The following is an 18,495-nucleotide window of genomic DNA, read 5'->3' as shown; positions in this document are numbered from 1 at the left end:
GTAATGATGTGAAATGAGGAATGGATAATAAATATTTATAGGTAGTATAAATGCTGTTTTTATAACTTTAAAATTAATTAATTTCTATATTTTGATTTTATTGTTTAACAAATGTTTGATAAATGATAAAAAATTGTAAAAAAGCGGAACTTGTAAGCTATTTCCTTTTCATAGATGCTAAAATTATATATGCAGCTGCTAATATAAATGAAAAAAAGGAGATAATGGAGTATGGAAAGTAAAGTGGAACGCTATGTCGAAAATTATGTTGTAACGAAAAATACGATGGCCTTACTTCCTGTTATTCTAAGTGAAAAGAAAATTGTTACGCGAGTCGTTGAAATGAATGATTCTTTTTTCGTATTTCAAAAACCTCTAGATATTATAGAAAGAAGTTGCCGCAAGCATGGCTCTAGTTTCTTAGGCAGAAAAGAAGGAACGAAAGAGTTAACCCATATTACACATAAAGCACCGATTGCGATTAGTCCAGCAGATCAACTTTATTTTTTCCCTACCTATTCTTACTCTAGAAAAGAGTGCGCTTGGTTGTCTCATTTTTATATTGAAAGTAATAAAGAATTAGAAGATGGAAATCTTATTATTAGATTTATAAATGGCTTTGCTGTGAAATTAGAAATATCAAAAACTAGTTTTGAAAATCAACAAAATCGTACAGCGAAATTACGTACTGAATATGAAGATCGTAGGAAAAAACAAGGGAATCCTTGTTTTAAAGAGGTCGATAAAAAAGAGGAATCAACATTAAGACCCGCTTATGAGAAGGTGTATTTTGTGAAGGAAGGCGAAGTGTGAAAGGATGGGGGAATCCCCATTCTTTTTTGTTTGTCAGTCAGTCTTTGTAGATAAGGCGATATATTAGAAAAAACGAGTTGTAATTGATATATTTAGAAAATCACCAGTATAATTTCATTTACCGATAAAAACCGAAAAACAATCTAAATAACAAAATGAACGACACGTCCTGTCGAATATTGATAGATTATCATAGCTAAATAATGAAGGAATTCTTATGAAAGATATGGAAACTTTAATAAATACATCTCCGTATGTCGTATCTACCATTTCCTCTTTCATATAAGCAATGATACAGTAGGGATAGTATTTAGAGTAAAGGGGTAAAGTGTAGAATGGATTTTCAGACAATCAAAGAGTATTTTTCACCAGAAAATATGGATCATATTGTTGAGAGTTATAAAGCGTTCGGACCACTTCTTGGTATTGGTTTACCGATGATAGAGGCGTTGATTCCAGCATTACCGCTTATTGTATTTGTACTGGCGAATGCTGTTGCATTTGGCTTTTGGCTCGGTTTTCTTTATTCATGGCTTGGATCAGTAATGGGTGCATTACTTGTCTTTTTCATCATCCGCCATTTTGGTCGCAGTCGTTTCTTTTCGTTTGTAAATAAGCATGAGAGAGTACGAAAAGCAATGGGGTGGGTTGAAAGGAAAGGATTCGCACCGATTTTTGTTATATTTTGTTTTCCGTTTACACCGTCAGCGCTCATAAATGTTGTCGCTGGTTTATCCCGAATTAGTGTAAAACAGTTTGGTCTAGCGTTAGCATTCGGAAAACTTGTGATGATTTTTATTTTAACGTATATCGGTCATGATTTAATGTCATTTATTCATAATCCAGTGAAATCAGTTATTGTAGCGATTGGTATTTTTATTTTATGGTATGTCGGTAAGAAAATCGAAGTAAAGTTAGAACTACATTAAGAATAGTCTTCTTTGTAAAGGAAAGCTTCAGTATTAAAGGATAAGGGGAGAAGCAGATGAAGAAAACTTTGAAAAAAGAAGGCATAGAGTGGATACGAACAATTTTAATTGGTGTATTATTAGCTGTATTTTTTCGAACGTTTTTCTTTTCAACGTATGTTGTAGAGGGGAAGTCAATGATGCCGACATTGCAAGATGGCAATATGCTAGTTGTAAATAAGGTGAGTTATCAAGTTGGGGACTTGAACAGATTTGACGTTGTGGTATTTCATGCGAATAAAAAAGAGGACTATGTAAAGCGGGTTATCGGTTTACCTGGAGATCATATTGAATATAAGCAGGATAAGTTATATATAAACGGTCAATTTATTGATGAGCCGTATTTAGAGAAGTATAAGAAAGAGATAAATGGAAGGCAACTAACAGGCGACTTTACATTAGAAGAGTTAACGAAAGAAAAGCTGGTGCCACCCGGGTTTATTTTTGTAGTAGGTGATAACCGGCTCGGGAGCTGGGATAGTAGACACTTTGGCTTTGTAAAAGCTGATACAGTTGTCGGTAAAGTTGATTTGCGATATTGGCCAATTCAAGAGGTGCAAACGAATTTTTCAAAAGGTTGATATAATGAAGTAGAAGTATAGAAAAGACAAACAACTCAGTTTGTCTTTTTTCGTGTACTATAATACAATTATAGTAGCAAACTAACGTTCGTTATGTAAGTGAAAGGTGGGGTTACATGTCACTTCGATTTGTGATTGGTAGAGCGGGAAGTGGAAAAAGTACACTTTGTTTACGCGAAGTGCAAGAAGAGTTAAAACAACGCCCGAGAGGGAAAACAATATTATATCTTGTGCCAGAACAGATGACATTCCAGACGCAGCAGGCGTTAATTGGAAGTGAGGATGTAAGAGGTTCTATTCGGGCACAAGTTTTTAGTTTTTCACGATTAGCGTGGAAGGTACTACAAGAAGTTGGCGGAGCGAGTCGTCTTCATATTGATGAAGCGGGTGTACATATGTTACTCCGTAAAATTGTAGAGTCTCGTAAAGATGGATTATCGGTGTTCCAAAAAGCAGCGGAGCAAAACGGTTTCTTTGAACATCTTGGCAGTATGATTGCAGAGTTTAAACGTTACAATGTAACGCCATCTAACGTATATGAAATGTGGCAACAATTGGATGCGCATAGTAGCAGTGCCGAACAAAAGTTACTAGCGAATAAAGTGTATGATTTACAGCTATTATACGATGATTTTGAACGTGCTTTAATTGGAAAATATTTAGATTCAGAAGACTACCTGCAATTGCTAGTGGAAAAGCTTCCGCAGTCTGAATATGTAAATGGTGCGGAAATTTATATAGATGGATTTCATTCATTTTCCCCGCAAGAGTTAGAGATTGTAAGACAGCTTATGATTTGCGGAGCGAGAGTTACGATCACGTTAACGATAGATGAAAAAACGTTAGCACAGCCAGTAAATGAACTCGATTTATTTTATGAAACGACGTTAACGTATGAAAAAATCAAACAAGTAGCGCGTGAAGAGAAAATAGAAATTGAAAAAACAATTCCACTTATGGAACAGCCGCGTTTTCATTCTCCGGCATTAGCGCATTTAGAAGCTCATTATGAAGCGCGTCCGAATGAAAAATTTAACGGTGAAGCGAGTGTAACGATTAGTACAGCTGCGAATTTACGAGCAGAGGTAGAAGGTGTTGCGCGTGAAATTCGTAAACTTGTGGCGGAGGAAAACTATCGTTACCGAGATATTGCGGTTCTTCTTCGTAATGGGGAAAGTTATTACGATGTGATGCGAACGTTATTTACAGATTATAATATCCCACACTTCATCGATGAAAAGCGCCCGATGTCACACCACCCATTAGTAGAATGTATTCGTTCTGCACTCGAGATTATTAGTGGGAATTGGCGTTATGATGCGGTGTTCCGCTGCGTGAAAACAGAGCTTTTATATCCATTAGACGTAAGAAAAGAAACGATGCGTGAAGAAATGGATGAATTTGAAAATTACTGTTTAGCGTACGGTGTACAAGGAAAGAGGTGGACTTCAGAGGATCCATGGATGTATCGCCGTTATCGTTCTCTTGATGATACGAACGGGATGATCACAGATAGTGAACGTGAAATGGAAGAGAAAATAAATCGATTGCGTGACGTTGTAAGAACACCTGTTATTCGCATGCAAAAAAGGTTAAAGCGTGCAGGAACAGTTATGCAAATGTGTGAAGCAGTTTACTTATTTCTAGAAGAGCTGGATGTTCCGAAAAAACTAGAAGAATTACGTATACGTGCAGAAGAAAGTGGAGATTTCTTATTTGCGACAGATCATGAACAAGTATGGGAAGAAGTAATGAGCCTTCTTGATACGTTTGTAGAGATGCTTGGTGAAGAGAAAATGTCTCTTTCTATGTTTACGGACGTTATGTCGACAGGTCTTGAGGCACTTCAATTTGCTAACATTCCGCCGTCATTAGACCAAGTGTTAATTGCTAATATTGATCACTCCAGGTTATCTGACGTGAAAGCAACGTTTATTATAGGTGTAAATGAGGGTGTTATTCCAGCAGCACCTATGGACGAAGGTATGCTTTCTGATGAAGAAAGAGAAGTTCTTGGTGCAGCAGGGATTGAATTAGCGCCAACGACGAGACAAACTTTGTTAGAAGAACAGTTCGTTATGTATCAAATGGTAACGAGAGCATCTGAGAAGTTATATATTTCATGCCCGCTTGCAGATGAAGAAGGAAAGACGTTACTTGCGTCTAGCTTTATTAAGAAAATAAAAAGAATGTTCCCTAATGTGAAAGATTCATTTATTACCAATGACGTAAACGATTTATCACGTTCAGAACAAATTTCATACGTAGCAACGCCAGAAGTAACGTTATCTTACGTTATGCAGCAACTACAAACGTGGAAGCGATACGGATTTGAAGGGAATTTAGACTTTTGGTGGGACGTATATAATTTCTACGTAACTTCAGATGAATGGAAACAAAAAAGTAGCCGCGTCTTATCAAGTTTATTCTATCGAAATCGTGCGAAGAAACTAAGTACAGCAGTAAGTAGAGATTTATACGGAGATATAATTAAAGGAAGCGTCTCTCGTATGGAACTATTTAACCGTTGTGCATACGCTCATTTTGCGCAGCACGGTTTATCGCTTAGAGAGCGTGATATTTTCAAGCTTGATGCGCCGGACATCGGCGAATTATTCCATGCGGCATTAAAGAAAATTGCGGACAAGCTATTGCGTGAAAACCGTACTTGGGCGGATTTATCCATAAAAGAGTGTGAGCATCTTTCTGTTTTAGTAATAGAAGAAATCGCACCGTTATTACAACGACAAATTTTATTAAGTTCAAACCGTCATTTCTATTTAAAACAAAAACTACAACAAATCATTTTCCGTACGTCAATCATTCTTCGTGAACATGCGAAGTCAAGCGGATTCGTACCAGTTGATTTAGAAGTGCCGTTCGGTATGGGTGGTACAGGATCACTTCCGCCGATGGAATTCTCATTACCAAATGGTGTGAAGATGGAAGTTGTCGGCCGTATTGACCGTGTTGATAAGGCAGAAGATGAAAACGGGACGTTCTTACGTATTATTGATTATAAATCAAGTTCAAAAGCGTTAGATTTAACGGAAGTGTATTACGGATTAGCACTTCAAATGTTAACGTATTTAGATGTTGTTACTTCGAATGCGCAGACGTGGATGAAAAAAGGTCACGCAGCATCACCAGCTGGTGTATTGTATTTCCATATTCATAACCCAATCGTTGAGATGAAAGGTGACGCATCTGAAGCTGAAATTGAAAAAGAAATTTTAAAGAAATTTAAAATGAAAGGACTCGTATTAGGAGATGCTGACGTTGTTCGTTTAATGGATAACAAACTTTCAACAGGAAGTTCAGATATTATTTCTGCTGGCCTGAAAAAAGACGGTAGCTTTAGTGCGCGTTCAAGTATTGCAAGTGAGCAAGAGTTTAACGTACTGCAAAAATATGTACACCATACGTTTGAAAATATCGGAAAAGATATTACAGAAGGTGTTATCGATATTGCTCCTTATAAAATGGGAAATAAAGCAGCATGTACGTTCTGTAACTTCAAATCTGTTTGTCAATTTGATGAGTCACTTGAAGATAATCAGTTCCGATCGTTAAAAGATATGAAAGATAGCGAAGCGATGGAGAAAATAAGAGAGGAGGTTGGCGGAGAATGATAGAAAATTGGCCTGAAAAACCAGAAGGTAGTCAATGGACAGATGACCAGTGGAAAGCTGTTGTAGCGAATGGACGTGATATTTTAGTTGCGGCTGCAGCTGGGTCAGGGAAAACAGCAGTATTAGTTGAACGTATTATTAAAAAGATTATTAATGAAGAGAATCCAGTCGATGTCGACCGCCTGCTCGTTGTAACATTTACGAATGCAGCGGCGCAAGAGATGAAAAACCGAATCGGGGAAGCGTTAGAAAAGGTATTAATTGATGAACCAGGCTCTCAACACGTAAGAAAGCAGCTGAGCCTATTAAATAAAGCTTCCATTTCAACAATTCACTCATTCTGTTTACAAGTAATTAGAGGATATTACTACATGCTTGATGTTGATCCTCGTTTCCGTATTGCGAATCAAACAGAAAATGAATTGTTAAAAGAAGAAGTGCTAGATGACATATTAGAAGAAGAGTACGGAATCGAAGATAATACAATCTTCTTTGAACTTGTTGATCGTTATACGAGTGACCGTAGTGATGATGACTTACAACGTATGATTTTAGCGCTTCATACAGAGTCAAGAGCGCATCCAAATCCGGAAAAATGGCTTGATAAATTAGTAGAAGCATATGACGTAGAAGGAAAGACAATTGAAGATTTAGTATATGCTTCTTATTTATTAGAAGATGTGAAATTCCAGCTTGAAACAGCGGAACAGCATATTCGTAAGGCAACTGAACTCGCAATGCTTCCTGACGGTCCAGCGCCTCGCATTGAAACCCTGCAAGCAGATGTAGCTTTACTTGGAACGCTATCATCAGCTGCTCAGGAGTCGTGGACAAGTTTGTATGAAGCGATGCAAAACGTATCGTGGCAAACGTTAAAGCGTATTAAGAAAAGTGATTACAATGAAGATGTTGTAAAACAAGTAGACTCTCTTCGTAATAAAGCGAAAGATGAAGTGAAGAAATTACAAGAAGAGTTATTTAGCCGAAAACCTGAAAGTTTCTTACGAGATTTTCAAGATATGCACCCAGTATTAGAAAAGCTTGTTCAACTTGTAAAAGTATTTACAGAGCGTTTCCAAGCGATGAAGCGAGATAAAGGAATGGTCGATTTCACAGATTTAGAGCATTTCTGTTTACAAATTTTAAGTGAACAAAGTGAAAATGGTGAAATGAATCCGTCAGCAGTGGCGCTCCAATATCGTAATAAATTTGCTGAAGTATTAGTCGATGAATATCAAGATACGAACTTTGTACAGGAATCTATTATTAAATTCGTAACGAAAGATTCTGAGAGTGAAGGAAACTTGTTCATGGTTGGTGACGTAAAGCAGTCGATTTATCGTTTCCGACTAGCCGAACCAGGACTATTCCTAGGAAAATATAAACGCTTCACACAAGAAGGATTGGGCGGTGGAATGAAGATCGACTTAGCGAAAAACTTCCGTAGTCGTCATGAAGTGTTAGCAGGTACGAACTTTATCTTCAAACAAATTATGGGTGAAGAAGTCGGAGAAATCGACTACGATGCAGACGCTGAATTAAAGTTAGGTGCTACCTATCCAGAAGGTGAAGATGTAGCGGCAGAACTACTGTGCATTCAGCAAACGGAAGAAGAAGTAATAGACGGAGAAGAAGGTGCAGAAGTCGAAAAAGCACAGCTTGAAGCTCGTCTTATGGCGCAGCGCATTAAAGCGATGGTTGATTCAGGTTATGAAGTGTATGACCGTAAAAATGATAGTATGCGCCCAGTACAATACCGCGACTTCGTTATTTTACTTCGCTCCATGCCGTGGGCCCCGCAAATTATGGAAGAGTTAAAATTACAAGGAATTCCAGTGTACGCTGACCTTGCGACTGGTTACTTTGAAGCGACGGAAGTAAATATTATGATGAACGTATTCCGCGTTATTGATAATCCGATGCAAGATATTCCGCTTGCAGCTGTACTTCGTTCTCCAATCGTTGGATTGAGCGATGAAGAACTTGCAACGCTTCGTGCTCATGGAAAGAAAGGCTCGTTTTATGAAGTAATGAGCTCATTCTTAAAAGGGGCACCACTTGAAGAGGAGCAAGAACTTCATGATAAATTAGAGTGGTTTTATAACTTACTGCAAGGATGGCGTGAATTTGCACGTCAACAATCACTTTCTGATTTAATTTGGAAAGTGTACGGTGAGACAGGTTATTACGACTTCGTTGGCGGTTTACCAGCTGGAAAGCAAAGGCAGGCAAACTTACGCGTACTATATGACCGCGCAAGACAATACGAAGCAACATCATTTAGAGGATTATTCCGCTTCTTACGTTTTATTGAACGTATTTTAGAACGCGGTGATGACATGGGTACGGCGAGGGCCCTCGGTGAACAAGAAGACGTTGTTCGCATTATGACGATTCATAAAAGTAAAGGGTTAGAGTTCCCGGTTGTATTTGTAGCTGGGCTCGGTCGTCGTTTTAATACACAAGACTTAATGAAACGTTTCTTATTGCATAAAGATTTCGGTTTCGGTTCGCAATTTATCGATCCGCGTAAACGAATTAAATATACAACATTATCACAGCTTGCGATTAAGCGTAAAATGAAAATGGAATTAATTGCGGAAGAAATGCGCGTACTATACGTAGCGTTGACGCGCGCGAAAGAGAAGTTAATTTTAATCGGAACAGTTAAGGATGCAAATAAGGAAATGGAAAAATGGCTTGATGCGAGGGAACATAGTGAATGGTTATTACCAGATCACATACGTGCCGGGGCGTCTTGTTATTTAGACTGGATTGCACCTTCATTATATAGACACCGTGATAGTGAAATGCTTCTTGAATTAGGACAAGGAAGTATTCCAGATGAAATTTACGGGTATGACACTAGCTGGAAAGTAGAAGTTGTGGACGGTAATACGCTACTTGCACCAGAGCCAGTTCAAGAAGAGAAACAAGAATTGTTAGAAGCGCTTCGTGAGAAAAAGGCTGTGCCGTTAGAAAGTGAACGAAAAGATGAAGTGTACGACAGATTAATGTGGAAGTACGGATATGAGGAAGCAACATCTCACCGTGCGAAGCAATCTGTTACAGAAATAAAGAGAAATTATCAATCAGAAGATGGTAGTGATAACGCCTTTATTAAAAAACTACGTGCACCAATTAAAACACGTCCGCGCTTTATGGAGAAAAAAGGGTTAACGTACGCAGAGCGCGGAACAGCAGTCCATGCCGTTATGCAGCATGTTGATTTGAAGAAGCCGATTACGGTTGAAGTTCTTCAAGAGCAAATTGCTGGAATGGTAAATAAGGAATTATTAACATTCGAGCAGGCGGAAGAAATAGCGATTGAAAAAGTAATTTCATTCTTTGACAGTGACTTAGGTAAAAGGGTATTAGCGGCGAAAAGTGTTGAGCGTGAAGTTCCATTTACGATGATGCTTGCAGCAGAAGAAGCATATCAAGATTGGCAAGGGAATAGCGGGGAATCGATTCTTGTCCAAGGGGTTATCGACTGCATGATTGAAGAGGAAGATGGCATTACGTTAATCGACTTCAAAACAGATACGATTGAAGGGAAATTTCCAGGCGGATTTGAACAAGCGAAACCAATTTTAGAAGATCGATATAAAGTGCAGCTTTCGTTATATGCAAAAGCACTGGAGAAAAGCTTACAACATCCTGTAAAAGAGAAATGTTTATACTTCTTTGATGGGAATCACGTTGTAAATATTGAAGAATAGAGGGGCTTGAAAATGGTAACGGAAAAAACGTTAAGAACTTGTGAACAGGGACACGAGTACTATAAAAGTAGCGATTGTCCAACTTGCCCAGTCTGTGAGAAAGAGAGAAAACCAAAAGAAGGTTTTCTCTCTCTTCTTTCAGCGCCAGCAAGAAGGGCATTAGAACACCATGGAATTCAAACTGTAGAAGAACTCTCAAAATATAGTGAAAAAGAAATATTAAAACTGCATGGTATGGGACCTGCGTCTTTGCCGAAGCTTAGGAGGGCTTTGGAGGAGAGCGGGTTATCATTTAAATAAAATGAAATAGTGCCTCTTCACTACTTACTTGTTTATACCACTATTTGTGGACAGTAAAGCTCTTGCTTATTAAAATTTTATTTTAATAATTTTGAATTAGATAAAAGAAAAAAGTAGGAGAATATCTCCTACTTTTTTTACGCTGTTCCAATCTGATCTTGATCTGCCACATCAGAATCAAATGTATTCGTTGCACTAACACCGTTAAACGTATTCACGACAAACCCAACATTGGAAGCTCCAGATCCGTTATAGGCTTTCGTGTTTTCTTTCGGAGATACGTTATAAAAATCTCCTAAGTTGAAAGAGCCGTTACTGTTTTGCACGACGAGATTTCCTACAACCGAAGGCATACCATCCACCTACTTTACTAAGCTTTTTAATTACTATATGAATTATTGTGCGGAAGGTTCATCCGTAATATATTGGCGGATTTGTATAATACGAGAGTTATTAAAACCATAATCAACATTTCCAATTTGAAAGCAACCAGAATTTAAAAGTGTGCGTAATTCAACGTTATTAACTTCAATAAAAGGGCATTCATTTACAATGTTTAATTTTACATCTGTCGTTCGTTTTGGAATTGTAATGTGTTCATCTGTAAAGATTTCAAAAGCATCAAAGCGACCTTCTCCCCGTATATAAAAAGGCATTTCACGGTGGACGGCAATAGCTCTACTTTTTAATTCCATTTGGTTTGCATCTCCAACTTGAAATACAGCAGCAATCCCTAAAGAAATAATAGAAACATTTTGGACAATAGACACATGATGCAACATAATTTCTCAGTCTCCTTAACCTGGAGTAGGAGGGACATCTGTTACTAATGGTACAAATGGACCCTCTGTAACTGTTTCAAATGGTGTATCGAGAATAGAAGATAGAATGAGGAGATTTGCATCTCCAATTAAAAAGAGTGCGGACGACGATACACCGTTCATTTTAATCTGTCCGACTTTTAACTCACGGTTTACAACGTTAAGGTTCATACATACTTACTCCTTTCGGAAATTTCCCGGTATGTGCTGAATAAAGGAGAGAAAGGCTTTGTCAATATCTTGTTTCATTGCCTGAATAATGATATCACGTAAATAATCTGGATCTGTTGAAATACCTTCATATGATTGCGCTTGTGATAAATAATAAGGGAGTCGATGCTCCATCTGTTTTTTTATGTCATCCACCATCATTTGTCGATACATTTCATCAAGCGGTGTTCGCTCTTCTTGTTCAAAATGGAGAATACGATTATATGCTTCTTCATCTAAGTATCGATGCATTTCTTGGAGGATACCTTGATAAAAGTCTGGGTTTGTTTCAGTTTCAGGGTTTACCTTCAATGTTTCTGTATCCACTTGAAAATCTTCAATTTGTTGTCCTTTTGCTGAAAATGGGTTTAAACCAATATTTAAAGTACCATTTAAATTTTCGACTTTTAATTGATCGAATTTGTATTCCACTTTTCCTACAGAAGAGGAGGGGCGATTTTTTAATTCGTTAAGCTCTTCTTGGAGTTGGCGCACTTGATCTTCTAAATTCAGGATGGCTGCTTGTTGTGTTTGAAGAGCTTGTTGAAGTTGGTGTAAGTAAGTATATATATCTTGATTCATTTGTGAAACCTCCTTTTCAATAGGGAGGGTAAAAATATTCCTGCTATATATTTATGACAAGGATGTCTTAAGAAGAACTAGTTGATGGTTTGATAGAAATAATTTGTCCTTTCGCCTGTAATGGGCGAAGCGGCTCCGTAAATCCGCCCGTATTTGAAAATTTAGATAGGGCTTTAATACTTCCGGCAGTACCAATTTGGAACACAGAAGAGGTTGTAATGCTATCAATTTTAATACTGTTGATGATGATACTTTGGTTTACATAAAAATTCAATGCAATTGCCTCCTTTAAGTTGAGCCAATTATCGCTTGATCGATTACATCTGAATCGTTGACAGTCGTTGCACTTTGATAATTGTAGACAGAAACATTGTCTCCAACGTTGAAAGAGCCGGCCCCGGCGAAAGCACGTGAGTAACTAATAGGCCTAATCGCAAATACATCTCCAATATGAAAAATACCACTTGATCCAATATTGACGATACGAATATGTCCGACCATAGCTGGCATATAAAACACCCTTCGTTTTTAAAATTTTCTTTTCTACTATTGTATGGGCGTTTTCAATAAAATGTGTGTTTTTTTGAAATAAAAGACACACACACGCTATTGCGTGTGTGTGTCGAGTGTTTGATTTGGGTGAAAATCCGTATGTACATGCCAAATTACATTTAAGAGCCTGTCCAGTTCTTGGCTACAATCCACTGTTTTTTGAGAAGTCATTCCATAGCGTTCAGCAAAATAAATCATTTTTTCACGTTTTTTTTCAATCGCTTGCTCAAACATTGAAATCGGCTCCATCTCTAAATGAAATTTTTAGTATATATGTAGTACATATTATACAAAAACTCCATAAAAAAGAAATACCTTCGCTAAAAAAAGTAAAATTTCTACATTTTATGCCAAATATAAAGGCGTAACGAATAGGGTATGAGAAGAATATTGTAAAAATTAGCGTGTATGAGAAGGTTTTTTTCTTACGGATGCGAATACAATTAAAGGGCATGAGTTTTAGGATGGAGAGTGGAAATATTGCGTTTTGTAACGGCGAAGAAAGAAGAAAAGGTATTTGTAGGTATTGTGGATGAAGAAGAAAAAAAGGTATTACACTTAAGAGAAGCGCAAAGACAAAAAGGGGAAAAGGTTACAATCCCTATTACAATGTTAGAGTGTATTGAAAGAGGAACTGAATGCTTTGAGAAAGTATGTGAAATTGTAAATTGGGCAAAAGAGAACGGGGAAGCGGCGTATTATCCGTTAACAGAGGTGAAAATATTAGCACCGATTCCAAGGCCAAGAAAGAATATTTTGTGCGTTGGAAAAAACTATCGTGAGCATGCCATAGAAATGGGCGGAATAGAGTCTATTCCAGAAAATATAATGATTTTTACGAAAGCACCAACAACAGTTATTGGCATAAATGAGCAAATTAATGGTCACCCTCATGCAACGGACGAACTAGATTACGAAGGAGAATTAGCTATCATTATTGGTAAGCGAGGGAAGCAAATAAAAAAAGAAAAAGCGCTTGAGCATGTTTTTGGTTATACGATTATCAATGATGTAACAGCTCGAGACATTCAAAGAAAACATAAACAGTTTTTCCTTGGGAAAAGCTTCGATACATTTTGTCCGATGGGACCGTATTTAATTCATAAATCGGTGGTTAATGCGCCGAATGCATTACACATTGAAACGGTAGTAAATGGAGAAGTAAGGCAAACTTCCAACACAAATAAAATGATTTTTTCAATAGAAGAAATTATTTCAACGATAAGTAAAGGAATGACTTTAGAACCAGGCGATATTATCGCAACAGGAACCCCGGCTGGTGTCGGAAAAGGTTTCACACCACCGAAGTTTTTACATGCTGGTGATGAAGTGGTTATTACAGTAGAAGGAATTGGTACTTTGCGAAATGTAGTGAAGTGAAGAAAAGAGCTATCTTGTTAAAAGATAGCTCTTTTTTATGGCCTTGGGTTATAGAGGTAATCAATAACGGAAAAAGTGTAAAGACCAATGAATGCAAGTGTACAAATGCCAAATAGTATAACCGTAAGTGCGCTTTTTTCTCGTCCAAAACCAATGATAGTAAGAATAACAGCAGTCCAAAATGATGCTTTCAGTAGTGTGAATGTAGTAGGAGTTGAGTAGTGAGTAAGCCATGTTGTGGAAAGTAGGAAGCCAAAGAATGTAACTAAAATAAAAGATGTAGCTAAATAGTTAATATGTTTACCATATCTTAATAGCATATCGCACCTCCTTTACGATTTTAAAATACAGAAAATTACAAAAAATCTTAATATAAATGAATATAAAAAGAAAGAGGTTGTCCCAACATGTCGGACAACCTCTCTATCATTACGATAATACAGCTTTAATTTTTTGGAATGCCCACTCTAAATCTTCTTCAGAGATTACTAGAGGTGGTGCGATACGAATTACGTTTTCATGTGTTTCTTTACATAGTAGACCAGCTGCTTTTAGTTGTTCACAGTAAGGACGAGCTGGTTCGTTTAATTCGATACCGATGAATAAACCTTTACCGCGAACTTCAGTGATCATTGGGTTATCAATCTCTTTTAATTGCCCAACTAATTTTTCACCTAATTGAAGAGAACGCTCTGTTAATTTTTCTTCTTCTAACACTTCAAGAGCTGCGATAGAAACAGCACATGCAAGTGGGTTACCACCGAATGTAGAACCGTGAGAACCTGGCTCGAATACGCCTAAAATGTCGCGGTTTGCTGCTACGCAAGAGATTGGGAATACGCCGCCGCCAAGTGCTTTACCAAGTATGTACATGTCAGGAGTTACATTGTCCCAGTCACAAGCAAATACTTTACCAGTACGGCCTAAGCCAGTTTGGATTTCATCTGCTACAAATAAAACGTTTTCTTTTTTACATACTTCAAAAGCTTCTTTTAAGTAACCAGCTGGTGGGATGTTAATTCCTGCTTCACCTTGAATTGGCTCTAAAATGAATGCTGCTGTGTTTGGTGTAATTGCGGCTTTTAATGCTTCTAAATCACCGTAAGGAATTACAACGATGCCAGGAAGCATTGGACCGAATCCACGCTTGTACTCTTCATTTGAAGACATAGAAACAGAACCCATTGTACGTCCGTGGAAGTTATCTTCACAAACGATGATTTCAGCGCGGTTTGCTTCTACTTTCTTCACATCATAAGCCCAGCGACGAACTGTTTTAATTGCAGTTTCAACAGCTTCAGCACCTGTATTCATTGGAAGTACCATTTCTTTATTAGTTAGTTTCGCAACTTTTTCGTACCAAGGACCTAATTGATCGCTATGGAAAGCACGAGAAGTTAACGTAACACGATTAGCTTGGTCAATTAAAGCGTTAATAATTTTCGGGTGACGATGACCTTGGTTTACTGCAGAATATGCACTTAATAAGTCCATATAGCGGTTTCCTTCAGGATCTTCTACCCAAACACCTTCTGCTTTAGAAATAACGATTGGAAGTGGGTGATAGTTATTTGCTCCGTATGTGTCTGTAAGTTCGATAATATCCTTAGTTTGAATCATGATTGTTCCCCCTTTTGTTATTACAAGAAGTTTGTAAATACTCTAAATATTATATCATTTAAATGTAAAAAAGCGAAACATTTCCTGAAAATAAATGAACATGTTATCATATAGGATGAAAAAGTGTGAAAAGAGGAGGTAAGGAATACGATGGTACATATGCATATTACAGCATGGGCGTTAGGTTTAATTTTATTCTTCGTTGCGTATTCACTTTATTCAGCAGGAAGAAAAGGTAAAGGTGTACATATGGGGCTTCGCCTAATGTATATCATCATTATTGTGACAGGCTTCATGTTGTACATGAGTATTGTGAAGACAGCAACAGGTAGCATGCACATGTGGTATGGCTTAAAAATGTTAGCTGGTATTTTAGTTATCGGCGGAATGGAAATGGTTCTTGTAAAAATGAGCAAAAACAAACCAACAGGGGCGGTTTGGGGCTTATTTATTGTTGCGCTAGTAGCAGTATTATACTTAGGACTGAAATTGCCACTTGGCTGGTACGTATTCAAATAAAAATAAAACCACCTTATAATCTCAAAGACTTGGGAGATAAGGTGGTTTTTATTTTTTATGTCGCATCGATATGCAACTCTTCTCCATTTACTTTCGTAAAACGGAACATATTTTTATTTGATGTAGTGTGACGTACGAAATGGTGCTGCAGTGTACAGATCATTTCGTCGTTATCAAACAAAAGAATATTTACTCCTTCGCGTGACTCCTCTTTCGGTAAGAAGGATAAATAATTATGACAATACATGCAATCATATAAAGAGTAGTGAAGTGATTGCAATGATTCAGTTAATAATGTGAAGACAGAGTCAGGTAATTCCTCGAGCCATTCATTATAGCTAAGAAGTAACTTTTTTCGAATACGTACCATTTCACCATTTTGCAAATGGTGTTGCTCGTTGGCGATTTGTAATACATCTTGTTCATAGAAACGGGCTGGTAACCAATTGTTATTATACAAAATTTCAAACCCATCTTCAGCAATATCTTCTAATAGAAACGCTTCATCATTTTCATCATCAAAGAATACCCATTCATTGTTTATATATTCTACATTACCGACTGTATGAGCACGGGGCTGGTTATATAAAATATGTTTACGTTGTATCATATACGATTTCTCCTTTATGAAAAGTAGTTATTCCTGTTATAGACAGTTCGTGCGTTCTTTATAACTAGACACATCTAGACATAGGTGGGCATACAATAAAACACGTTTTACTGAGTGAGAATGCTATTCCATATGTGGATAGTAGGTTATCGTCAAGTTTTTCATTTTTTGATCCGCACTCTTAGGGTGGGGATTACTGCACGTTCAAGAAAAGAAATAAGATGGAAGGATGATTTATATGTGCGGGATTACAGGATGGGTGGATTATAAACGCTCATTAGAAGGAGAAAGAGATGTCGTTACGAAGATGGCTGAGACGTTAGCGAAGCGGGGGCCGGATGATAATAAAGTTTGGATTAAAGGAAATGTCGCATTTGGGCATAAACGGTTAATTGTTGTTGATCCTGAGGGGGGGAAACAACCGATGACTTGTTTAAAAGATGAAACGAATTATGCCATTTGCTATAACGGTGAACTTTATAACACAGAAGACATTCGAAAGGAATTATTAAGAAGAGGGTATACGTTCAAAGGTCATTCTGATACAGAAGTATTATTAGCTTCTTATATTGAATGGAAAGAAGAATGTGTCGATCATTTAAACGGTATATATGCGTTTGCAGTATGGGATGAACAGAAAGAACAAGTATTTATTGCGAGAGATCGATTAGGTGTAAAGCCACTTTTTTATAAATATGATAGCGGACGCTTACTATTTGGTTCGGAGTTAAAAGCGATATTGTCGCATCCAGATGTGAAGGCGGAAGTAACATTAGAAGGGTTATCAGAAATATTCGGACTCGGACCGTCAAGAACGCCTGGCCACGGTATTTATGCTGGTATAAAAGAATTACGTCCAGGTCATGCGATGACATTTTCAAAGAACGGTTTGTGTATATGGAGATATTGGAATGTAGAAAGTAAAAAACATGAAGACTCTTTGGAAGAAACAGTAGAGAAAACGCGCTTTTTACTACAAGATGCTATTACAAGACAGCTTGTTTCTGATGTACCACTATGTACTTTTTTATCAGGTGGTGTAGATTCGAGCGCTATTACAGCTATTGCAGCGAAAGAATATGAGAGATCGGGAAAAGGGCAATTACACACGTATTCTATTGATTACGAAGATAATGACAAATACTTTAAAGCAAATGCATTCCAGCCAAATTCAGATGCTCCGTTTATTAATTTAATGACTGAGACATTTCAAACAACCCATCATCGCTGCGTCATTTCGAATGAAAAATTAGCAGAGTATTTAACTGAAGCAGTACTTGTTCGTGATTTGCCTGGTATGGCAGATATCGATTCGTCATTATTATGGTTTTGCCGAGAAATTAAACAAGATTTTGTCGTTGGCTTATCTGGAGAATGTGCAGATGAAATATTTGGTGGATATCCGTGGTTTTATAGAGAAGATGATTTACAATCGAGTGCATTTCCATGGATGCGTTCTACAGAGGCACGTGAACAACTTCTAAAAAAAGAATGGAGAAATAAATTAAATTTACAACAATATGTACAAAGGCGTTATGAAGAGTCGATTCAAGAAGTTCCTATTTTAGAGGGGGAAAGTCCGCTAGAAGCAAAAAGACGCCAATTATTTTATTTAAATATGGTATGGTTTATGACAACATTATTAGACAGAAAAGACCGCATGAGTATGGGGGCAAGTTTAGAAGTACGTGTTCCATTTGCAGATCATCGTCTTGTCGAATATGCGTGGAATATTCCTTGGGAAATGAAAATGTATAAAAACCGCGAAAAAGGTCTATTACGTAAAGCGTTAGAAGATGTACTTCCGCATGACATCTTATATAGAAAGAAGAGTCCGTATCCGAAAACGCACAATCCACACTATACAAACGCAGTAACAGTATGGCTTCAAAATCTATTAACGGATAAAGGTTCAATTTTACACGAACTGTTTGATAAAGAGCAGTTGAGCGGATTGATTCAGTCTGGCGGCAGTGCATTTCAAACACCATGGTTTGGTCAATTGATGACTGGGCCACAGCTTTTAGCTCATTTAGCACAAATTCATGTTTGGTTTAAAGAATATGGGGTAAATATTAAGGAATAAGGGAAAAGCGGCTTACAATTATGTAAGTCGCTTTTTATTAAAGAAATTGTCATATAAAATTCAAAATCACCTTATAAATAATACTTAATTAGAATTATT

Annotated in this window: 19 protein-coding genes; 9 read left to right on the top strand and 10 right to left on the bottom strand. The window is 37.3% G+C overall.

Features of this window, described 5'->3' with window-relative positions; genetic code table 11:
• Nucleotides 1-231 precede the first annotated feature (231 nt).
• From ABWK52_RS17610 to ABWK52_RS17585, 6 genes are all read left to right on the top strand, one after another.
• Nucleotides 232-813, top strand: a complete 582-nt coding sequence (locus ABWK52_RS17610) for a competence protein ComK (RefSeq protein ID WP_000444439.1) — start codon at nucleotides 232-234, stop codon at nucleotides 811-813.
• A 335-nt stretch (nucleotides 814-1,148) separates the two neighbouring features.
• A complete protein-coding gene (locus ABWK52_RS17605; RefSeq protein WP_000347518.1) occupies nucleotides 1,149-1,742 on the top strand; it encodes a TVP38/TMEM64 family protein in 594 nt (197 codons plus the stop codon).
• A gap of 56 nt (nucleotides 1,743-1,798) precedes the next feature.
• Entirely contained in the window at nucleotides 1,799-2,362 is a 564-nt protein-coding gene (gene lepB, locus ABWK52_RS17600) for a signal peptidase I (protein ID WP_000751910.1), read from the top strand.
• Between the two features lie 116 nt (nucleotides 2,363-2,478).
• On the top strand, nucleotides 2,479-5,994 hold the full coding sequence (addB, locus tag ABWK52_RS17595) for a helicase-exonuclease AddAB subunit AddB (RefSeq protein ID WP_000058598.1): 3,516 nt from the start codon (nucleotides 2,479-2,481) through the stop codon (nucleotides 5,992-5,994).
• A complete protein-coding gene (addA, locus tag ABWK52_RS17590) occupies nucleotides 5,991-9,716 on the top strand; it encodes a helicase-exonuclease AddAB subunit AddA (protein WP_000572259.1) in 3,726 nt (1,241 codons plus the stop codon). The genes addB and addA overlap by 4 nt, the downstream gene beginning before the upstream one ends.
• 12 nt (nucleotides 9,717-9,728) lie before the next feature.
• Nucleotides 9,729-10,016: an RNA polymerase alpha subunit C-terminal domain-containing protein gene (locus tag ABWK52_RS17585; RefSeq protein WP_000255727.1), complete on the top strand. Its 288-nt coding sequence runs from the start codon at nucleotides 9,729-9,731 to the stop codon at nucleotides 10,014-10,016.
• Between the two features lie 137 nt (nucleotides 10,017-10,153).
• Here the strand turns inward: ABWK52_RS17585 and gerPF are convergent, their stop codons facing one another.
• The 7 genes from gerPF to ABWK52_RS17550 form a co-directional block, all read right to left on the bottom strand.
• Nucleotides 10,154-10,369, bottom strand: a complete 216-nt coding sequence (gene gerPF / locus ABWK52_RS17580; protein WP_001141566.1) for a spore germination protein GerPF — start codon at nucleotides 10,367-10,369, stop codon at nucleotides 10,154-10,156.
• Nucleotides 10,370-10,411: 42 nt separating this feature from the next.
• Complete coding sequence (locus tag ABWK52_RS17575; RefSeq protein WP_098541342.1) at nucleotides 10,412-10,798, bottom strand: spore germination protein GerPE; 387 nt, start codon at nucleotides 10,796-10,798, stop codon at nucleotides 10,412-10,414.
• Nucleotides 10,799-10,813: 15 nt separating this feature from the next.
• Complete coding sequence (gene gerPD, locus ABWK52_RS17570) at nucleotides 10,814-11,008, bottom strand: spore germination protein GerPD (RefSeq protein WP_001052807.1); 195 nt, start codon at nucleotides 11,006-11,008, stop codon at nucleotides 10,814-10,816.
• Between the two features lie 6 nt (nucleotides 11,009-11,014).
• Entirely contained in the window at nucleotides 11,015-11,629 is a 615-nt protein-coding gene (gene gerPC, locus ABWK52_RS17565) for a spore germination protein GerPC (protein ID WP_001070760.1), read from the bottom strand.
• 67 nt (nucleotides 11,630-11,696) lie between these two features.
• The gene (gerPB, locus tag ABWK52_RS17560; RefSeq protein WP_001012508.1) at nucleotides 11,697-11,903 is read right to left on the bottom strand and encodes a spore germination protein GerPB; all 207 of its coding nucleotides are present in this window, start codon (nucleotides 11,901-11,903) and stop codon (nucleotides 11,697-11,699) included.
• Between the two features lie 14 nt (nucleotides 11,904-11,917).
• Nucleotides 11,918-12,139, bottom strand: coding sequence for a spore germination protein GerPA (gene gerPA / locus ABWK52_RS17555; RefSeq protein ID WP_001111187.1), 222 nt, complete (start codon nucleotides 12,137-12,139; stop codon nucleotides 11,918-11,920).
• A gap of 96 nt (nucleotides 12,140-12,235) precedes the next feature.
• Nucleotides 12,236-12,415, bottom strand: coding sequence for an aspartyl-phosphate phosphatase Spo0E family protein (locus ABWK52_RS17550; protein ID WP_000462845.1), 180 nt, complete (start codon nucleotides 12,413-12,415; stop codon nucleotides 12,236-12,238).
• 246 nt (nucleotides 12,416-12,661) lie between these two features.
• Here ABWK52_RS17550 and ABWK52_RS17545 point away from each other — a divergent pair, with 246 nt between their 5' ends.
• Nucleotides 12,662-13,561 carry a fumarylacetoacetate hydrolase family protein gene (locus ABWK52_RS17545; RefSeq protein ID WP_001213086.1) on the top strand — a complete coding sequence of 300 codons (900 nt, stop codon included), beginning with the start codon at nucleotides 12,662-12,664 and terminating at the stop codon, nucleotides 13,559-13,561.
• 35 nt (nucleotides 13,562-13,596) lie between these two features.
• Here the strand turns inward: ABWK52_RS17545 and ABWK52_RS17540 are convergent, their stop codons facing one another.
• The gene (locus ABWK52_RS17540) at nucleotides 13,597-13,881 is read right to left on the bottom strand and encodes a hypothetical protein (protein WP_000926864.1); all 285 of its coding nucleotides are present in this window, start codon (nucleotides 13,879-13,881) and stop codon (nucleotides 13,597-13,599) included.
• Between the two features lie 109 nt (nucleotides 13,882-13,990).
• Complete coding sequence (gene rocD, locus ABWK52_RS17535) at nucleotides 13,991-15,181, bottom strand: ornithine aminotransferase (protein WP_000616658.1); 1,191 nt, start codon at nucleotides 15,179-15,181, stop codon at nucleotides 13,991-13,993.
• A gap of 150 nt (nucleotides 15,182-15,331) precedes the next feature.
• On the opposite strand from rocD, the gene ABWK52_RS17530 reads away from it, so the two are divergent.
• A complete protein-coding gene (locus ABWK52_RS17530; RefSeq protein WP_000233495.1) occupies nucleotides 15,332-15,700 on the top strand; it encodes a YisL family protein in 369 nt (122 codons plus the stop codon).
• 55 nt (nucleotides 15,701-15,755) lie between these two features.
• Here ABWK52_RS17530 and ABWK52_RS17525 read toward each other — a convergent pair whose 3' ends face one another.
• On the bottom strand, nucleotides 15,756-16,310 hold the full coding sequence (locus tag ABWK52_RS17525) for a DUF2777 domain-containing protein (protein WP_000616049.1): 555 nt from the start codon (nucleotides 16,308-16,310) through the stop codon (nucleotides 15,756-15,758).
• A 238-nt stretch (nucleotides 16,311-16,548) separates the two neighbouring features.
• On the opposite strand from ABWK52_RS17525, the gene asnB reads away from it, so the two are divergent.
• The gene (gene asnB / locus ABWK52_RS17520) at nucleotides 16,549-18,396 is read left to right on the top strand and encodes an asparagine synthase (glutamine-hydrolyzing) (protein ID WP_098280526.1); all 1,848 of its coding nucleotides are present in this window, start codon (nucleotides 16,549-16,551) and stop codon (nucleotides 18,394-18,396) included.
• The last annotated feature ends 99 nt before the right edge of the window (nucleotides 18,397-18,495 follow it).

The sequence above is a fragment of the Bacillus sp. AP50 genome (assembly GCF_040492675.1).
Taxonomy (GTDB): Bacteria; Bacillota; Bacilli; order Bacillales; family Bacillaceae_G; genus Bacillus_A; species Bacillus_A cereus.
The sequence above is the reverse complement of the archived record's forward strand: the minus strand, read 5'-3'. Positions and strand labels throughout refer to the sequence as shown.

Excerpts from the sequence above, each read along its gene's own strand:
- ABWK52_RS17605 (WP_000347518.1), top strand. The coding sequence starts at position 1,149 with ATGGATTTTCAGACAATCAAAGAGTATTTTTCACCAGAAAATATGGAT.
- gerPF (WP_001141566.1), bottom strand. The coding sequence starts at position 10,369 with ATGCCTTCGGTTGTAGGAAATCTCGTCGTGCAAAACAGTAACGGCTCT.
- ABWK52_RS17585 (WP_000255727.1), top strand. The coding sequence starts at position 9,729 with ATGGTAACGGAAAAAACGTTAAGAACTTGTGAACAGGGACACGAGTAC.
- ABWK52_RS17525 (WP_000616049.1), bottom strand. The coding sequence starts at position 16,310 with ATGATACAACGTAAACATATTTTATATAACCAGCCCCGTGCTCATACA.
- gerPC (WP_001070760.1), bottom strand. The coding sequence starts at position 11,629 with ATGAATCAAGATATATATACTTACTTACACCAACTTCAACAAGCTCTT.
- asnB (WP_098280526.1), top strand. The coding sequence starts at position 16,549 with ATGTGCGGGATTACAGGATGGGTGGATTATAAACGCTCATTAGAAGGA.
- addB (WP_000058598.1), top strand. The coding sequence starts at position 2,479 with ATGTCACTTCGATTTGTGATTGGTAGAGCGGGAAGTGGAAAAAGTACA.
- ABWK52_RS17610 (WP_000444439.1), top strand. The coding sequence starts at position 232 with ATGGAAAGTAAAGTGGAACGCTATGTCGAAAATTATGTTGTAACGAAA.
- ABWK52_RS17530 (WP_000233495.1), top strand. The coding sequence starts at position 15,332 with ATGGTACATATGCATATTACAGCATGGGCGTTAGGTTTAATTTTATTC.
- gerPA (WP_001111187.1), bottom strand. The coding sequence starts at position 12,139 with ATGCCAGCTATGGTCGGACATATTCGTATCGTCAATATTGGATCAAGT.
- ABWK52_RS17540 (WP_000926864.1), bottom strand. The coding sequence starts at position 13,881 with ATGCTATTAAGATATGGTAAACATATTAACTATTTAGCTACATCTTTT.
- addA (WP_000572259.1), top strand. The coding sequence starts at position 5,991 with ATGATAGAAAATTGGCCTGAAAAACCAGAAGGTAGTCAATGGACAGAT.
- rocD (WP_000616658.1), bottom strand. The coding sequence starts at position 15,181 with ATGATTCAAACTAAGGATATTATCGAACTTACAGACACATACGGAGCA.
- ABWK52_RS17575 (WP_098541342.1), bottom strand. The coding sequence starts at position 10,798 with ATGTTGCATCATGTGTCTATTGTCCAAAATGTTTCTATTATTTCTTTA.
- lepB (WP_000751910.1), top strand. The coding sequence starts at position 1,799 with ATGAAGAAAACTTTGAAAAAAGAAGGCATAGAGTGGATACGAACAATT.
- gerPD (WP_001052807.1), bottom strand. The coding sequence starts at position 11,008 with ATGAACCTTAACGTTGTAAACCGTGAGTTAAAAGTCGGACAGATTAAA.
- ABWK52_RS17550 (WP_000462845.1), bottom strand. The coding sequence starts at position 12,415 with ATGTTTGAGCAAGCGATTGAAAAAAAACGTGAAAAAATGATTTATTTT.